At 59.2% G+C, this 16,036-nt stretch carries 13 protein-coding genes; 6 read left to right on the top strand and 7 right to left on the bottom strand.

All coding sequences use genetic code 11. The annotated features are described in order from the left end of the window. Positions 1–481: 481 nt before the first annotated feature. Positions 482–2,176, top strand: a complete 1,695-nt coding sequence (locus NZ993_04920; protein MCS7155130.1) for a glycosyltransferase — start codon at positions 482–484, stop codon at positions 2,174–2,176. Here the strand turns inward: NZ993_04920 and NZ993_04925 are convergent. The 4 genes from NZ993_04925 to hemW all read right to left on the bottom strand — a co-directional run bounded on the left by NZ993_04925 (position 2,173) and on the right by hemW (position 6,980). Next, on the bottom strand, positions 2,173–3,090 hold the full coding sequence (locus NZ993_04925; protein ID MCS7155131.1) for a mechanosensitive ion channel family protein: 918 nt from the start codon (positions 3,088–3,090) through the stop codon (positions 2,173–2,175). The genes NZ993_04920 and NZ993_04925 overlap by 4 nt on opposite strands. A 12-nt stretch (positions 3,091–3,102) precedes the next feature. Continuing rightward, positions 3,103–4,200: a bis-aminopropyl spermidine synthase family protein gene (locus NZ993_04930; protein ID MCS7155132.1), complete on the bottom strand. Its 1,098-nt coding sequence runs from the start codon at positions 4,198–4,200 to the stop codon at positions 3,103–3,105. A 147-nt stretch (positions 4,201–4,347) separates the two neighbouring features. Beyond that, positions 4,348–5,685 (bottom strand): L-lysine 6-transaminase, encoded by a 1,338-nt coding sequence (gene lat, locus NZ993_04935; GenBank protein ID MCS7155133.1) that lies wholly within the window; start codon positions 5,683–5,685, stop codon positions 4,348–4,350. Between the two features lie 116 nt (positions 5,686–5,801). Beyond that, on the bottom strand, positions 5,802–6,980 hold the full coding sequence (gene hemW, locus NZ993_04940; GenBank protein ID MCS7155134.1) for a radical SAM family heme chaperone HemW: 1,179 nt from the start codon (positions 6,978–6,980) through the stop codon (positions 5,802–5,804). A 262-nt stretch (positions 6,981–7,242) separates the two neighbouring features. Here hemW and NZ993_04945 point away from each other — a divergent pair, with 262 nt between their 5' ends. The 3 genes from NZ993_04945 to NZ993_04955 are packed head-to-tail and all read left to right on the top strand — an operon-like array spanning position 7,243 to position 9,476. Beyond that, complete coding sequence (locus tag NZ993_04945; GenBank protein MCS7155135.1) at positions 7,243–8,178, top strand: AAA family ATPase; 936 nt, start codon at positions 7,243–7,245, stop codon at positions 8,176–8,178. Then, positions 8,175–9,089: a zinc dependent phospholipase C family protein gene (locus NZ993_04950; protein MCS7155136.1), complete on the top strand. Its 915-nt coding sequence runs from the start codon at positions 8,175–8,177 to the stop codon at positions 9,087–9,089. Before NZ993_04945 ends, NZ993_04950 begins: the two co-directional genes overlap by 4 nt. Positions 9,090–9,110: 21 nt before the next feature. After that, entirely contained in the window at positions 9,111–9,476 is a 366-nt protein-coding gene (locus NZ993_04955) for a hypothetical protein (GenBank protein ID MCS7155137.1), read from the top strand. Here the strand turns inward: NZ993_04955 and NZ993_04960 are convergent. Genes NZ993_04960 through NZ993_04970 form a run of 3 tightly spaced genes read right to left on the bottom strand, consistent with a single transcriptional unit; the run spans position 9,448 to position 12,395 of the window. Beyond that, positions 9,448–11,529, bottom strand: coding sequence for a cation:proton antiporter (locus NZ993_04960; protein MCS7155138.1), 2,082 nt, complete (start codon positions 11,527–11,529; stop codon positions 9,448–9,450). The two genes, NZ993_04955 and NZ993_04960, sit on opposite strands and share 29 nt — an antisense overlap. A 57-nt stretch (positions 11,530–11,586) precedes the next feature. Beyond that, positions 11,587–12,060, bottom strand: a complete 474-nt coding sequence (locus NZ993_04965) for a peroxiredoxin (GenBank protein ID MCS7155139.1) — start codon at positions 12,058–12,060, stop codon at positions 11,587–11,589. Positions 12,061–12,077: 17 nt separating this feature from the next. After that, positions 12,078–12,395 carry a hypothetical protein gene (locus NZ993_04970; protein ID MCS7155140.1) on the bottom strand — a complete coding sequence of 106 codons (318 nt, stop codon included), beginning with the start codon at positions 12,393–12,395 and terminating at the stop codon, positions 12,078–12,080. Positions 12,396–12,533: 138 nt separating this feature from the next. Here NZ993_04970 and NZ993_04975 point away from each other — a divergent pair, with 138 nt between their 5' ends. Continuing rightward, positions 12,534–13,622: a hypothetical protein gene (locus tag NZ993_04975; protein ID MCS7155141.1), complete on the top strand. Its 1,089-nt coding sequence runs from the start codon at positions 12,534–12,536 to the stop codon at positions 13,620–13,622. A gap of 1,662 nt (positions 13,623–15,284) precedes the next feature. Continuing rightward, a partial coding sequence (locus tag NZ993_04980) for a hypothetical protein (GenBank protein MCS7155142.1) occupies positions 15,285–16,036 on the top strand: 752 nt, incomplete at its 3' end.

The raw sequence follows: 16,036 nt of genomic DNA on the forward strand, positions 1-16,036 counted from the left end.
GGGAGGATTTAAAGTTTGTGGATTTGAAGATTGGAACTTTTGGGTAGAGGCATTACGAAAGGGATATTACGGTTACTATCTGGCTAAACCTCTATTTTATTATAGAAGACATCAAAAAAGTTTATTTCATAGTCAAATGTCAAATTATTATTCAAATTTATCTTTTATTTTTAAACATAATTTTTATCTATATGAGCCCAGATTTTTAAAAAGTGTGGAAAATGACGTTCTCACATCTTCAGTTAATGCACCAAAATATCCTTTGTTTAGTGTTATTGTCCCCACTTATAATAGACCTGATCTTTTACGTGAAGCCTTACATAGTATTCAATGGCAAACTATTTCTAATTTTGAGGTCATTATTATTAATGATGGTGGTAATAGTGTGAAGGACTTGATTGAAGAATTACGTGATGAAAGATTTAAATATATTGAAACGAAAAGAAGAAATGGATTAGCTGCTGCTAGAAATTTGGGAATTATGTATTCTTCGGGTAAGTATATTACCTTTTTAGATGATGATGATATATTTCTTCCTAATCATTTATCTACGCTTTTAAGAGAATTAGAAAAGGGATTTAAAGTTGTTTATTCAGATTCTTTTAGATATGTATGGAATATATTTAACGGGAAAGAGCAGATCGTCGATATTAAAATTCCATATAGATTTGATTTTGATAGAGATAGATTGATCATTGGCAATATAGCCCCCGTGAACTGCTTTGCCGTAGATAGAGAGTTTCTTGTTCAGCATGGTCTTTTTAATGAAGATTTTCATGTATTAGAAGACTGGGATTTGTGGATTAGATTATCTGAAAAGGAAAATTTTAAACATATATCTGTTCCAACTGCCGTTGTAAATTGGAGAAGTAACATATCAGGTTTAACAAATACTTGTGCGGAAGAATTTGCTCGTACTAGAGAAATAATATACAAAAGAAGTCTTGAAGATATACAGAAAATAGAAAAAGATAAGATAAAAAAAATATTGTACGATTTCGAAAATATATGGTCGCGAGACTTTGTTTCTTCCGATGGTCCATTGACCTCTATTATTGTTTTGGCCCATAACAATCTTAGCTACACTCGGCAATGTATTAAGGCCATATTATCGTATACTCATCCCATATCATATGAACTGATTGTCGTAGATAATGGGTCCACAGACGACACCCCGCAGTTTATGCGTCTTCTTGCGGAACGCCATCCTGAGGTGCGATACATCCGATTAGAAGAAAACCTGGGGTTTGCAGCCGGCAACAACATCGGTATGGCCGCTGCACGGGGGCGTTTCCTGGTCCTGCTGAACAACGACGTAGTGGTCACGCCGGGCTGGCTGGAGCGACTTCTGCTGCCGGCCGTAGCGGACCCCCAGGTGGGGCTCGTGGGCCCTGTGACCAACCGCATCTCGGGGCGTCAGCGCCTGGACGCCGTGCCTTATGATGAGGAAAGCCTCGAAGGGCTTGAGGCGTTCGCCGCTGAGCGCGCTCGCTGGTACGCAGGGCGCACAGTAGAGGTGGCTCGTCTGGTGGGCTTCTGCTTGCTCATTCGGCCAGAGCTCGTGGAGCGGATCGGCGGTCTGGATACGCGCTTCGGCATCGGCAACTTCGAGGATGACGACTACTGCCTGCGCGCTAGACGAGCGGGCTTCAAAGCGGTCATGGCCCTGGATTGCTTCGTGCACCATCATGGCAGCAAAACCTTCCAGCAGCTGCCGATAGATTACGGAGCGCTTCTGTTGGAGAACTGGGAAAAATTCAAACACAAATGGGGGCTTCCGGCTGAACTCCCCTACGGAGAGCTCTTCCCTGAGCCCAACGATCCGTTTGATCCCAAACGGGACTATGTGCCCCTGACTTCCCCGAAGCGAACCCTAGCGGGCTGGGTTGCACTTACCCAAGAGGCCCTGAAACGAAACGACCTCGCCATGGCGCGCCAGGCGGCCATAGAGGCCATCCGCGAGCATCCGGATCAGCCCTATGCCTGGCTTTTAGAGGCCGTGCTGGCTCGCACAGAGGGGCGCTACGGGCGGGCCTTAGAGGCCATAGAACGTGCCCTGAGCATACAGGAGACCCCCGAAGCCCTGGAAGAGTTGGCCCGCATCTGCCAGGCGGCCGGGGAACCGGAGCGCGCCGCCGAGGTGCTGCGCTATCGCGCAGTCCGTTATCCCGACTAGCGCGCCGTCTGCATGCTGCCTTGCGGCTCCGCCATGCCCAAAAGCCGCACACCCGGATGCTCAGGCAGCGCTTGCAAAAGTCGACGTTGGATCTCATCGGCCGTAACACGCCGGGCCCGAACGGGGCTTAAGTAGCGCAGGGTGAGCTTAACGCCCTGCGGCGTGATCTCCGTGTATACGAAGGGTTCAAGTTTCTGCATGCGAATCGGATAGCGTTCGCTAAGCCGCTCCAGCTCGGTCCGTGCCGCCCGTACCGCCGGCGCGCTCACCTCGCAGGCGATCGCCTCCAGCAACCGTCTGGCCTGCTGCCAGTCGCTCTCAAAGGGACAGATGATCGTCAGCTCATGCCAAAGATACTCCAGGCCTTCGGTGGCGTTGTGCACAGGATGCGTAAAGAGCTGCCCATTGGGGATGTGCACCAAACGTCCGGTGCTTTGCTCGCCTTCGACCCAGTTGCCGAGCTCAAGCACCGTAAAGCGAGTAGGTCGGATGTCCACCACGTCCCCTCGGATGCCCGCGATCTCGATCCGATCTCCGAGCTCAAAGGGCCTGCTGAGGGCGATGTAGACCCCGCCTGCTAGGTTCAAGATGACCTCCTTGAGCACGATCGTAAGCGCCGCGGCCACGATCGTGAGCCACGTAAGCAGCCATCCGCTAAAAGGCGCCCAAATAAGCAGCCCCAGCGTAATGCCCACGACGCTCAGGCCCACCCGAAGCCGTTTGCGCGCGCGATGGCGAGCCGTCATATCTTGGATGCGCCGCAACCAAGCCCAGCGCGCCAGTTGGTAGCAGCCCGCAAGCAGCGCGATCAAAAGCAGACTCCAGAGCGCCTTCTCCAGGAGCGCCCCATTCGCCTGGTTGGCCAAGAGACGCCCTAGCGCCTCTACGAGTTGTCCGGTGGGTCCTGTGGGCATCACGGCATGGCGTTATGTGGTGGCGGCCTCTTCGTCTTGAAAGATATCCCCAAAGACGGGCTCGTTGCTGAGCTCCGGAGGGTCTAGCAGTTCGATCCGGTACCAGGCGGACTGATACCAGCTGCCTTTTGGGTGCACCCGAACGGGCAGCCATGCCCAGGAGCGCATCGTTTCCATGTAGCCCCAATGAGCGTAGGCGTTGAAGTCTTCGCGCAGCTCCGTAAGCACAGCTCCGTGTTCAAGCAAGAAGCGCTGCACCTGAGCCCACTTGGACAGGCTTGATTCGGCGTGTGTTAACCCAAAATAGCCCGCGGATCCAGTTCCGCGCAAAGCTAATAGAGCGCGTTTCAGGGTGAGCGTCAGCCCCTGAAGGCTCTCGGTGGGATCCGTAAAGAAGGTGTCGAATTGGCCTATCCAAGACTCCGGAAGAGGTTGGCGCAGGTCATACTGCACCGCCTCCAGACAGCTTAGGCCTTCGGCGCGGGCTGTTTCGCGCAGAAAGCGCACCAGGCGTTCGTCTATGTCCACGGCCAGTACGCGACGGGGGGCACCCGTAAGCGCCGCGGCCAGGCTCACCAGATCATCGTCGCCCAGCACGAAAAGACTTTTGCCCGCCAAATCGCCCCGCATCCAGGCCAGCAGAACGCGGGCCCAGGTGGTTTGCTCCGTAACGAAGCCCTGATCGTAAGCCTGCACGGCCTCAGGCCTCCGGAGAGCTACGCGGGAAAAGCGCGCGCGCAGCTCCTCGGATAAAAGCGTCGCATCCACACCCCGACCCTCACAGGCGGGGCAGTAAAAGCGCGGAGGCGGACCGGCACCCAGTTCGCGCGCCCAAGCCACGCCTTCCGGGGTCAACCGCAATCCGTGCGGGGTAGTCCTCAGCAAGCCCCTCTCTTGCAGCGCCTCCCAGAACGCGCATATAGCCCGCATGGGCGCTCGACTCCAGCGGATAGCCTCCCAGAGATCTTCCGTGCTGAGTAGCGCCGCTAGGGCGCGCTCGGCGTCGCGATGCGTAAACGGTACCGGCGCCCGCCGATGCGTAAGCGCCAGCAGTTCCTCTAACGTCTTTACGGCCTTCGGGACGGAAGGGTCGGATTTGCGCACGTTCATGGTGAGCTCCCTTGATCCGGTGGCGTCTCCGTAATGTAGGATCCATGTGGGCTTTGCCCGAAACTCCCAAAAACAAAGCGCCCGCCGGGGAGGGACGGCGGACGCTCTGTAGGGAGGGATGTGAAGTGAAGGGCGACGTGCCAATGGCTATAGCCTTGACATCGCCGCGCGTATGATACCGATGCCCATGTCGACTTGTTCCCGCCCGATGCAAAGCGGAGGGCGAAAGCGCACGGAGCGCTCCCCGCAGGGCAGCATAAGCAGGCCCTCGGCCTTTAGCTCCTCCAGAAAGCGCTGCCGCAGCTCCGCATTGGGCAGGTCTATAGCGCACATCAGGCCCCGACCGCGCGCGTTGGAGACCAGATGCGGAAACTCCATCTGCAGCTCATGGAGCCGCTCCAACAGATACGCTCCCACCGCCGCGGCGTTCTCCACAAGCTTATCCTCTTCGATGATCTCAAGGAACTTGGTCGCCCGCACCATATCGGCCAAGTTGCCACCCCAGGTCGAGTTGATGCGGCTTGAGACCCGAAAGACATGCTCTTCGATCTCATCGATGCGACGCGAGACCAGGATGCCGCAGACCTGCATTTTCTTGCCGAAGACCAAGATATCCGGCTTTACGAAGTGCTCATAGGCCCAGAACTTTCCCGTTAGGCCCACGCCCGTCTGGACCTCATCAAAAATAAGCAGCGCGTCGTTCTCATCGGCTAGCTGCCGGAGCTGTTCGAAAAACTCCCGCCGGAAGTGGTTATCTCCGCCCTCACCCTGAATGGGCTCGATGATAATGGCCGCTATATCGTCCTTGCGCTCGTAGAAATGCTGCTTGGCCTGTCGGATCGCCAGGCGCTCACGCTTTTCTAGCTCCTCAAGTCGCTCTGGGGTCAGCGGGAAGGTGATCTTGGGGTTGATCACGCGGGGCCAGTCGAACTTGGGAAAGAGGGCCGTTTTGCGCCAGTCCGTATTCGTTAAAGAGAGGCAATAGCCCGATCGGCCGTGAAAGGCCTGCTCAAAATGCAGCACCTGATGCCCCTTCTCGTAACGGTAGCCCTTGGCGAAGTTCTTGCGCACCTTCCAGTCGAAGGCCACCTTAAGGGCGTTCTCCACGGCCAAGGTGCCCCCGCTGATGAAAAAGGCATAGGGCAGAAAGTCCGGAATGGCGATCCGGGAAAAGGTGTCCACAAACAGGGCGTATTCCTCGGTGTAGATGTCCGAGTTCGAAGGATTGGCCAACGCCGCCCGGAGCAGCCGTTCCAGAAACTCAATGTCTCCGACCACCTTCGGATGGTTGAGGCCCAGGGGGGAGGAGGCGAAGAAGGTAAAAAAATCCAAATAATCCCGCCCGGAGCGTTTATCCCGCAAGTAAGGGGTATGACTCCCCTCCAGATCGAGCACTAAGTCGAACCCGTCGACCAGGATATGGCGGGCTAGGATCCGGTGCACTTCCTCGGGCCTTATCGCAGTTCGAAGCGTCGCGTTGGCCATTTGGAGATACCTTCTTGGGTGGAGCTGCCGATAAAAAGCGACGAGATTTGTTCGGAAGCAATCGGGTTTTGTTGAGTTATCTAGACGCACACGGTCGGCTTCTGTAAAGGCAGAGCCTAATGCTTTATGGCTTGGGGATGGCTAGCGGAGGGCATCAGTTCCAGGACCAGGCTGTCCGTCAGGAGCCATCCCGTGGGGGTAAGGCGTAGACGCTCATCCCGGAAGTCCGCCCATCCCCGCCTGATCCAGGCGCGGATCAGCCTTCGATGACCGGCATGGGGCTTCCATCCGTAGCGCGCCGCCAGCTCCGCCAGGGAGACCCCCTCACGCAAACGCAGGCCCAGCAGAAGCGCCTCCGTAAGAAGCGCCTCCGGGCCCAGGGTTTCGCGCTCCTCTATGGGCAGCTGGTGGGCATCAAGCAGGGTCAGATAGCGCCTCAGGCTTCGAACGTTGGCCCATCGCTCCGCTCGATCGGGCCCCAGCCAGCGGAAGGAGTGCGCAGATGGACCCAGCCCCAGATAGGGCCGATGCCGCCAGTATTTGCTGTTATGCCGGGCCTCATGGCCGCAAAGGGCGTAGTTGGAGACCTCATAATGCAGGTATCCGGCCTCGCTCAGTCGCGCGTGCGTCTGCAAAAACAGCTCCGCCTGCCGGGTTTCGTCGGGACTCGGCACGAGCCCTCGGGCGATAGCCCGCGAAAGGACCGTCCGGGGCTCGACGGTGAGACTGTAGCAAGACACATGCGGCGGGCGCAGCGCAAGCAAGGTCTTGAGCTCTGCGTCCCACATGGGCGCCTCTTCGCCCGGAAGCCCGAAGATGAGATCAAGGTTGTAGGAGCTAAAGCCCAGCTTCTCGATCCAGTCCAAGGCGCGCCGAACGTCCTCTTGTCCGTGTTGGCGGCCCAGAAAGCGCAGACGCGACTCCTGAAAAGCCTGCACCCCCAGGCTAAGGCGGGTAAAGCCCAGACGCCGAAGGGCGCGTAGGTACTCCGGGCTCAGGTCCTCGGGGTTGGCCTCTAGCGTCACCTCGAGGGGCTCCAGGTGCAAATGCCGATGCACCGCCTCCATGATGCGCTCCAGCTGCTCAACGGAGAGCTGAGAGGGGGTGCCCCCGCCGAAATAGAGCGTATCAAAGCGCACCTGTTGCCACTGAGGCGCCCACAGGATGAGCTCGCGCCTTACGGCCTCCACAAAGGCGTCGCGGTAGCTCAGGGTCGTGACCAGGTAGAAGTCGCAGTACGGGCAACGGCGCCGACAAAACGGCACGTGTATGTACAGGCCAGCCCCTTCGCTCATGGATGTGCGAGCCTCAGCTTAGGCGAAATTAAAAAAAACCCGGCGCGCGGCCCATCACGCCGGGATGTTTTAAAGGAAAAAGCCCGCAGGGGGGTACAGGAGACACGAAGCAAACATCGAGCCGAGGTCTAAAGTGTTGAGGCTTCGCTTGCGCCGCCTAAGGGGGTCGCCGTAAAATCAGGCGGCCTCTCAGACGAGGGACAAAGTCGTGCGATCTCTCCAGGTGCTTGAGGAGCGCATCGCCGAGGGAAGCGCCTTTGTGATGGCGCTGCAAGAGGAGCTGGGGCGCATCGTCGTGGGCCAGCGCACGCTTCTGGAGCGGCTTTTGGTGGCGCTGCTGGCCGACGGGCATGTGCTGCTGGAGGGCGTACCGGGTCTGGCCAAGACGCTCATCGTAAACGCCCTGGCTCAGGCCATACAGGCCCGTTTTCAGCGGGTTCAGTTTACGCCCGATCTGCTACCGGCTGACCTGGTGGGTACTTTGATCTACGATCAGCGGCAGGGCCGGTTCTACGTGCGCAAGGGGCCGATCTTCGCCAACCTCCTGTTGGCCGATGAGGTCAACCGGGCCCCCGCCAAGGTGCAGAGCGCGCTGCTGGAGGCCATGCAGGAGCGGCAGGTCACAATCGGAGAGGAAACCTATCCGCTGCCGGAGCCGTTCTGGGTGCTGGCCACGCAGAATCCGATCGAGCAAGAGGGCACATACCCCCTGCCCGAGGCGCAGCTGGATCGCTTCATGTTCAAGGTGCACGTCGACTACCCCACGGCGGAGGAGGAGCTGGAGATCATGCGTCGCATGGCCCGGACCGGACTTAAGCCGCAAGTCCGAGCCGTAGTGCGGCCGGAGGCCATTTTGGCGGCCCGCACTCTGGTAAACGAGGTCTACTTAGATGAGCGTTTGGAGCGCTACATCGTGGACCTGGTGCAGGCCACGCGCCGGCCGGAGCGCTACGGGTTGAAGGGCTTGGCTCCCTACATCCGCTACGGGGCCTCTCCGCGGGGCACGATCTATCTGAGCCTGGCCGCCCGAGCGCGAGCCTTTTTGCACCGACGCGCCTACGTGATGCCCGACGACGTGCGCACGCTCGCCTTGGACGTGCTGCGTCACCGCATCGTGCTCTCCTACGAGGCCGAGGCCGAGGAGATTACAGCGGACCATATCTTGCGAGAAATCCTAGAAAGGCTGCCGGTACCATGAAACGCGTTTGCGTTCTAGTCCTTATAGTGGGCTTGATAGGCGTTCCGGCCGGGGTGTTGAGTTGGGGGCAGTGGGCGCATCGGCAGATTCACGGGCACGCCGTGGATCGGCTTCCGCAGCCGCTGCGGGCCTTCTACGCCAAGCACCGCGCTTGGCTTATCGAGCACGCTCTGGATCCGGATTTGCGGCGTCGCCAGGACCCGGAGGAGGCCCCGCGGCACTTTATCGATCTGGAGCGCTACGGACAGTATCCGTTTCCGGAGCTGCCGCGCCGCTACGAGGAGGCCGCCTTGCGTTACACGGCCGATACCCTATCGCGTTACGGCCTGGCCCCCTGGACGATCATCGCTCTTACCGAACGGCTTACGGAGGCCATGCGGCGTCGCGACACGGCCCAAATCCTGCAGTTTTCGGCCGATCTGGGGCATTACATATCCGACGTACACGTGCCGCTGCACACCACGCTCAACTACGATGGGCAGCTGAGCGGGCAAGAGGGCATCCACGCCCGCTGGGAGAGCGAACTGCCGGAGCGTTTCGGATCCGGCTATCGACTTCGCCAGGGGCTCAAGGCCCGATACATAGAGGACGTCTCGGCGCATACCTGGACGATCATCCTGCGCTCGCATCGACTGGTGGACACTTTGCTGGCCACGGAGCGATGGGTTCGGGAACAACTGCCGCCTCAAGCGCTGTTCCAGGAGCAGCCGAATCCCAATGCCCACCCGAGACGCCTGTATAGCGATCGCTATTATGCGCTCTGGCATGAGGCCTTGCGGGGCATGGTGGAGCGCCAAATGCAGGCGGCCATACACGAGGTGGCCTCTTATTGGTACACGGCTTGGGTGAATGCGGGCAAGCCGGAGCTGCGTCGGCGCGTACGATTTTTGTTCTTCTCCATTTACCGGTGACGGAAGCGGAAAGGGCTTCCTATGGCGCACAAGGAGTTTTCTCGCGGTTTTCTGTTCGGAGCCTTTGCAGGCGGTTTGGCGGCGGCGGTGGCCGTGCTGTTGCTTACGCCCACAACGGGAGATAGGCTGCGGCGACAGCTCATCTATCGGTTGTCCCGTCTTATAGAGGGCATGCAGGAGCAGCTAGTGCGCCTTCGCCAGACGCGCCTTGAGCTGCCCAACGAAGCGCGGGGTCGGGATCGCGCGCTGATCGGAGAGCTCAGGTGCGAAGCTCAGGCTATCGCGGAGGAAATGCAGGGCCTCATGCAGCAGCTGCGCACCGAAGCCCGGGGGAAGCGCCACCTGGGCCAGCGCGACCTCAACGAAGGCGTTGCCCCGACGGGCTGACGGGCCCTGGGTTGGCCTCCGGGATCGGCTCCTCCCTCGACGGCACGAGCCAAGCCAGGGCCTGATCCACCTCCCGATGGTTGCCGAAGACGATCAAGAGATCGTCAGCGTGCAGGACGAATTCGGGATCTGGATTGGGGTAGGGCATGTGGCCCCGCACCACGCCGATGATGCTCGCCCCCGTCTTTTGCCGCAGCTCCAGTTGTCGCAAGGAGCGGCCCACGGCGGGGCTGTTCGGGGGCAAGCGGACCGTCTCCACGGTGCCAGCCGCCAGCAGCTCGGGAAGCCGCATAAGCGTGCGGGCGCTCAGCCTGCCTAGGCGCAGGAGTTCATAGCCTGAGCTGCGCGCTACGGCCGCCTGTGCGGCGATAAGATGGCGTGGGATGTGGTAGTACTCTAGGGCGCGCGTAAAGAGCGTGAGCGTGGCCTCTAGCTCCTCGGCCACGACCTGCGTGGCCCCGAGGCGGTAGAGCTCTTCGATTTCGGACACAAAGCGCGTGCGCACAAGAATCGCCACATCCGGCCGCAACGTGCGCGCCAGGCGCACCGCTACGCGCGTAGCTATGGGATCCCCGATGGTCAGGATAAGGAGTCGGGCCCGAGCCAAGCCGGCCGCCTCCAGCACTTCCGGGCGCGTGGCGTCGCCGAATAGAAACGGGATCCCCGCAAGCTCCGCCTCGCGTTCGGCCGGGCGCGTAAAATCGATCACGCAAAAGGGTACTTGAGCCTCCTGGAAGACGCGCCCCAGCATCTGCCCGCTTGCCCCGAATCCGGCCACGATCACATGTCCCTGTAGCTCGGCGAAGGCCGGAGCCTCCGGTTGGCGCTGCGCGGCATCCGAGGCGCGCCGCATGCCGGTCCACATCCAGCGGGGCCCGTAAAGCACCAGCGCGGGCGTAGCCAGCAGGCTTAAGACCGCAGCGGCCAGGAAGCGCTGCTCTGAGGCGGGCTCGATCAGCCCAAAATCTCTGCCTACGGCCGCGATCACGAAGGAGAACTCCCCGATCTGGGCCAGGCTCACGCCGGCCAGTGCGCCCACGCGCCAGGTGTACCCCATAAGACGAGCCGCCAGCGTCACCATCAGGGTCTTGAGCGCGACGATCCCGACGCTCAACCCCAAGACCTGGGCCGGAAACAGCCACACGGTCTGGGGGTCTAGGAGCATGCCGATGGAAATAAAGAAAAACGCGCTCAAGCTATCGCGAAGGGGCAGCACCTCGGCGATGGCCTGATAGCTGTACTCGGATTCGGAGATCACCACGCCGGCCACGAAGGCCCCCAGGGCCAGCGACAGCCCCGCAGCGGCCGTAAGCCAGGCCGCTCCGATGCAGAGCGCAACCAGCCCCAGCAAAAACAGCTCTCGGCTTCCTGTGCGCGCCAGCAGCTGAAGTAGCCGCGGAATAAGAACGCGCGCTCCAAAAAGAATCAGGCCCAGCAGCGCTAGCGCCTTGAGGATCGTCAGCCCTACCTCTGTCGCCGACGGAGCGCTCATCGTCTCCACCCCTACGCCCAGAAGCGGGATAAGCACCATAATCGGCACAAGGAGCAGGTCCTGAAAGAGCAGAATGCCCACGCTCAGCCGGCCGTATGGGGTCCCCAGAAGGCCTTCATCGGAGAGCAGGCGAAAAACGATCGCCGTGCTGCTCATGGCCAGCAAAATCCCCCAAAAGAGCGCCTGCGCAAGGGGCAGCCCTAGACCCCAGGCCCCAGCCGCGGTGCCCAAGGTGGTCAGGAGCACCTGCAGGCCTCCGCCCCAAAACACTTCGCGCGCCATCCGGCGTAGCTGGGCAAACGAAAACTCCAGCCCGACCGCGAAAAGAAGCAGGATAAGGCCGATCTCAGCCAGCAGGCGCACCTGTTCCGGGTCCCGGATAAGGCCCAACGCGTTGGGCCCGATAAGAAGCCCGGCAGCCAGAAACCCGACAAGGGAGGGCAGCCGGAGTCGGGCAAACAGCACGACTACGGCTAGCGCTACGGCCAGCAGCAGGGCGATATCCCGCAGAAGAAGCGCCACGATCGTAAAGATACGCGATTTGCGACGGCTCTCATCCAAAAAGGAAACCGGCGCCCTTCGGGGGGCGCCGGTTTCTTTGCATCTTAAGAAGGCCAATTAGCCCGCTGCAGTGCTTACGGCTTGCTTGAGGGAGGCGAAATCGGGCAGGTTCCCGGGGTTATCCAGCACCTCCGCGTAGCGCACGATGCCGTTGGGGTCCACCACGAAGGCGGCCCGGTTGGAGACGCCCTTCATGCCGAGGATAAAGTCCTCCCGATATGTGCCGTACAGGCGGCTTACCTCTTTGTTGAAGTCGCTTAAGAGCTCAAACGGCAGGTTGTGGTCGGCCTTAAAGCGGGCCAGGGCGAAGGGGCTATCGACGCTGATGCCCAGCACATGAGCGGCGAGCGCCTCGTATTCGTGCCAGGAGTCCCGTACCATGCACATCTCCTGAGTACAGACGCTGGTCCAGGCTCCCGGAAAGAAAAGCAGCACCACGGGTTTGCCCCGAAGCTGACTCAGCGTTACCGGCTGACGCTCTGTGTTGTAGAGCGTAAAGTCCGGCGCCGGTTGTCCGACTTGCACCGCCATGAAGGACCTCCTTGATTTTAGGGTTCATCCAGAAAGCAGGTGGAGGCGCCATAGGGGCTAAGCAGCAAAAACGCACCCCCATAGGGTGTTTCCTCGTAATCGAGGGTGAGCTCCTCTAGATAGGGCCGTGCGATGGGATCTATGGCGATGTGCCAGCCGTCTAGCTGTAGCAGATCGGATTCCGACGGCGGCTCCGCGTCCCATTCCAGCCCAAAGGCGAGGCCCCCGCAAGCGGAGCAGGCGGCCGATATGCGCAGCACGGGGGGGCGATGCGGATGCGCAAGGCGTAGCGTTTGAAGCTTTGCCCGGGCTTTCTCGGTCAGGCTGAATTGCATGATGGCCGTTCTGTGTTCGAGGGCTTAAACCAGTAGGCCCTTGGTCGGGTTTCGCATTATGCGGCCGAGAGAGGAACTTTCCGGTCCCGGCGCGATATGAAAAAGCGGGGAATGCGGCCTGCACAAGGGAGAACGTCTATGATGCGTGTTTTGACGCCAGCAGAGCTGCGCGCTTTGCAACGGGTGCGCGCCCATCCGGCTATCTCGATTCTCATGCCTACAGCCAGGGCGTTTCCAGAAAACCAGCAGAACCCCACCAGGTTACGGGATCTGCTGCGGCAGGCCGAACAGCGCCTGCTACAGCTGCTGGACAAGCGACAGGCCGAACCCTATTTACGGCGCCTGCAGGAGCTTGCGGAGGCCATCGACTGGCGGCATCCGCAAGATGGGTTAGCGCTCTTTGTGAACGCCGACTATAGCGGAGCCTTTTGGTTGCCGTTTCCGGTCTCGGAGCGCGTCCTACTGGATGCGACCTTCGCCACGAAGGATCTTGTGCGCGCGCTCAGCCGCTCTGTGAGCTATCTGGTGCTCGCCTTAAGCGAACAGCAGACGCGCCTGTGGCGCGGCTTTCAGGGGCAACTTCAGGAGGTGCGGGAGCACGGCTTTCCGTTTCGCTTTGAGTTCCCCGCCAAGGCCATCGGGCAACCGGGGCCTATTCCGGTGGACGACGGGGAGTATTGGCAGGAACAGTATCGGCACTTTTTCCGGCGCGTCGATCAGGCTCTCGGGCGGGCTGCGGCCACAGAGGCGCAGCCGCTTGTGGTGTTCGGGGTAGATCGCTGGATTGCACTGTTTCGCGAAGTGAGCGCCCATTCGTCTTGGATCGTGGCCACCTTGAGCGGCAGTCCGGATCACGAATCCGAGCACGAGCTAGCCCAAAAAAGCTGGCGGGCTGTGCTGCAGCAGATGGAAGAGGAGCAGCGAAGGCTCGTACAGGAATGGCGCGAGGCGCCGCCTGGGCGTCGCGCCGCGGGTTTAAAGGCCGTATGGCGGGCTGTGCTTGAGGGGCGCGTGCGCGTTCTGCTCGTGGAGGAGGGCTTCCGTCAGCCCGGCCGCATCACAGAGGATGGCTACGATGTCGAGCCGGCTGAAGGGCCCGGACCTAGCCAGGTTGAAGATTTGGTGGACGAGCTCATAGAGCGCGCCATAGAAGGGGGTGCGCAGATCCGGTTTGTGGCGGATGGAGCGCTGCCGGCCGAACGCATAGCGGCTCTGCTGCGCTACTAGATTCCCGTCTCGTCCCGGCCCGGGCCCCTGCGCCCACCTCGTTCTGGATCTACGCGCGTCCGCTTTCCGGGCCGTAATATCCACGGCGGCCCAAATGGGCTCAGAGCGCAACAGAGGGATGTACGACAGCTGCGCAGAAGCTACATATGGGATCTCTTTAAGGAAGCTCGCCTCGTTGCAGGGGGAAACGGCGCTGAGCAAGGCAAGCTGCACGCACTTGGTCATCGAAAGCCAAGCGGCTGGTATAGGGCCTGTATCGAGCAAAAAAGCGTACAACGCCATTTTGCCTGTGCCCGCCTCTTCTTGCCAATAGAACCTCCCGACGTTGGGGCAGATTTCCCGGTAGATCTTGTGCATCCGGGCGAAATCTTCGCGGATGGTTCGCGTACATGGTAGTACAATGAAGAAGGCTAGGTTTGAGCCGTTGCCGTCTAGCCTGTTGGCCCGGACCGCCTCTTCGGGCGCGACGGGGGCCAGGTGAACGGCCTGCGGGTCTATGCGGTAAAACCCTAGCGACTTACGCACTGCAAAAGCCGCCTGGCCTCTTGCGTTTCGGCCAGGCTCATGATCGAGAAGTTTAGGTCCTGACTCCGTTGTTCCAGGACTACAAGAGAGTGCTCGTCCTTGCCTGTTAGGAGCACCATGTAGTAGATCGGACCGTACGCAGCCCGGCTCCCTTGTAGGGGCGGACCGTGTAAACTCGATTGGGCGCGTAAAGGAAACCCCCTACCCTGCGCCATGAGCGTGGACTTAGCAGCCTAAGCTGGGCCGCTTAAGGCCTAAGCGAAAAGGCGGCGGAGGCGGTCCTGGCCCTAGATGAGCTTTTGACCTTTATGGGCACAGGGCCCCAATACGCGATGCTGCGCAAAATAGGGCCTGAAGCGGGTCCCATTGCACAAAAGCGTTTTGTATATTTATCTTTGTAAAAAAAATTGAAGAATAAGATGGCTTATAACCTTGTTTAGGCTAAATTCGATCGTGGTGCGCAGCCGGGCCACGCTATTATACAAAACGCCCAGATCGGCAATGAATTCGCTGACAAGCGCCGCAGTTGAGCCCACGCGCCTACCGCCCCGCACCGTGGCGATCGCGCGTGATAGGGCACTTTTTCGGGCCTCCCCCGAGCTTTCAAGGCGCGTTATGGGATTGGGTTCCGTAAGCGTACCTTCCACCCGGTAAAGGCGCGTTCGGCCATATCAACTCAGGTGTGCAGTATGTGTGTGCGTCTCTACCGTGATGCTATGCTAATATTATGTAGCATTTGCGTTTTGTATATTGCCGGTGGTGCTGAGTGCGCTTGCGCAACTGCTTCCTAGTAGGCTTTTTGCACCTAAACCTACCGCAGAAGAACAGGAACTGCGCATGCGTTAACTGCACAATATTTTGCGCACGCAGTTTGATATGCAAGCACAGTAGTTTTTCGCTAACTATTGGATGAATTAGAATGTGCATGCACACAGGCCATGAGCACCGTATGGCGAAACCCCCGCCCCCTAAGTGGGTGCAAGTATTGATTACTAGTATGTCATAACATAGATAGGTCTTAACAAAAACGTGCGTTTTTGATAATAAGAAGATGGGAACACTCAGAGCGTGGTAGATGTTTAAAGACGAAAAACTTCCCAGTTCCAGTGGAGATTACCAGAAGTCTTTTGTTTAGCCTTGAACTTACAAATTTACGTAGCAGCCAAGTCCGGAAACCAGCTTACGCTGCGTGCTCTGGATGGCACGTCTAGCTTTAGCTTGAACCTGCCGGCCAACAGCACCATTGTGCGCCTGGGCATTGGCGTGGGCGAAATTAAGGGCTCTGTGGACTCCCGCTACGTGCTGCCCACGATACAGTACAACTTCCACCAGAAGTTTATGGCTACGCTGCGCATTAGCCGCGTGCGCATGGATCTAGCCACGTATGACACCAATACCTGGGTGCGCAACCTGGAGCGGGCGCTAGACGACTTCCGCTCCACGCAGGAGCTTGCCCTGCTGCGGGGCCGGCGTGCGGAACGCGCAGAGGGCGGCGATAAGATCTATTACATGGGCGGCATTGAGGAGTTTGCGAGCAAGACGATTACCTACAGCGGCTCGCTAAGCTACAACAACCTAATCAGCTGGGCCGAGCAGATCTTCGCCGACAACAACGGTTCCCCGGAGCGGCTCCTGTTTGCGGGCTCTGGTGTTATGGCCGATCTCATGGCGCTGCCGCCGTTCTCCAATACGCTGGTAAACCAGGAGGTTGAAGTCCGGGACATCCGGTTTCAACGCCTGGTTACTAACTGGGGCACGCTGCTGGTGGCGCACCACCCCCTGTTGGATGAAATTGGTCAGCGCAACACGGCCTACGTGGTGGACCTGGCGCAGATCACCAAGAAGGTGTTCCGGCCGCTAGAAACCACGGAGGTCAACGTGTACCAGAG

Source organism: Bacteroidota bacterium, assembly GCA_025059945.1.
Lineage (GTDB): Bacteria > Bacteroidota > Rhodothermia > JANXDC01 > JANXDC01 > JANXDC01.

Bases quoted from the DNA above. Each gene is read 5' to 3' on its own strand.
- hemW (MCS7155134.1), bottom strand. From the start codon at position 6,980: ATGAGCGAAGGGGCTGGCCTGTACATACACGTGCCGTTTTGTCGGCGC.
- NZ993_04955 (MCS7155137.1), top strand. From the start codon at position 9,111: ATGGCGCACAAGGAGTTTTCTCGCGGTTTTCTGTTCGGAGCCTTTGCA.
- NZ993_04945 (MCS7155135.1), top strand. From the start codon at position 7,243: ATGGCGCTGCAAGAGGAGCTGGGGCGCATCGTCGTGGGCCAGCGCACG.
- lat (MCS7155133.1), bottom strand. From the start codon at position 5,685: ATGGCCAACGCGACGCTTCGAACTGCGATAAGGCCCGAGGAAGTGCAC.
- NZ993_04925 (MCS7155131.1), bottom strand. From the start codon at position 3,090: ATGCCCACAGGACCCACCGGACAACTCGTAGAGGCGCTAGGGCGTCTC.
- NZ993_04930 (MCS7155132.1), bottom strand. From the start codon at position 4,200: ATGAACGTGCGCAAATCCGACCCTTCCGTCCCGAAGGCCGTAAAGACG.
- NZ993_04920 (MCS7155130.1), top strand. From the start codon at position 482: ATGTATTCTTCGGGTAAGTATATTACCTTTTTAGATGATGATGATATA.
- NZ993_04975 (MCS7155141.1), top strand. From the start codon at position 12,534: ATGATGCGTGTTTTGACGCCAGCAGAGCTGCGCGCTTTGCAACGGGTG.
- NZ993_04970 (MCS7155140.1), bottom strand. From the start codon at position 12,395: ATGCAATTCAGCCTGACCGAGAAAGCCCGGGCAAAGCTTCAAACGCTA.
- NZ993_04950 (MCS7155136.1), top strand. From the start codon at position 8,175: ATGAAACGCGTTTGCGTTCTAGTCCTTATAGTGGGCTTGATAGGCGTT.
- NZ993_04965 (MCS7155139.1), bottom strand. From the start codon at position 12,060: ATGGCGGTGCAAGTCGGACAACCGGCGCCGGACTTTACGCTCTACAAC.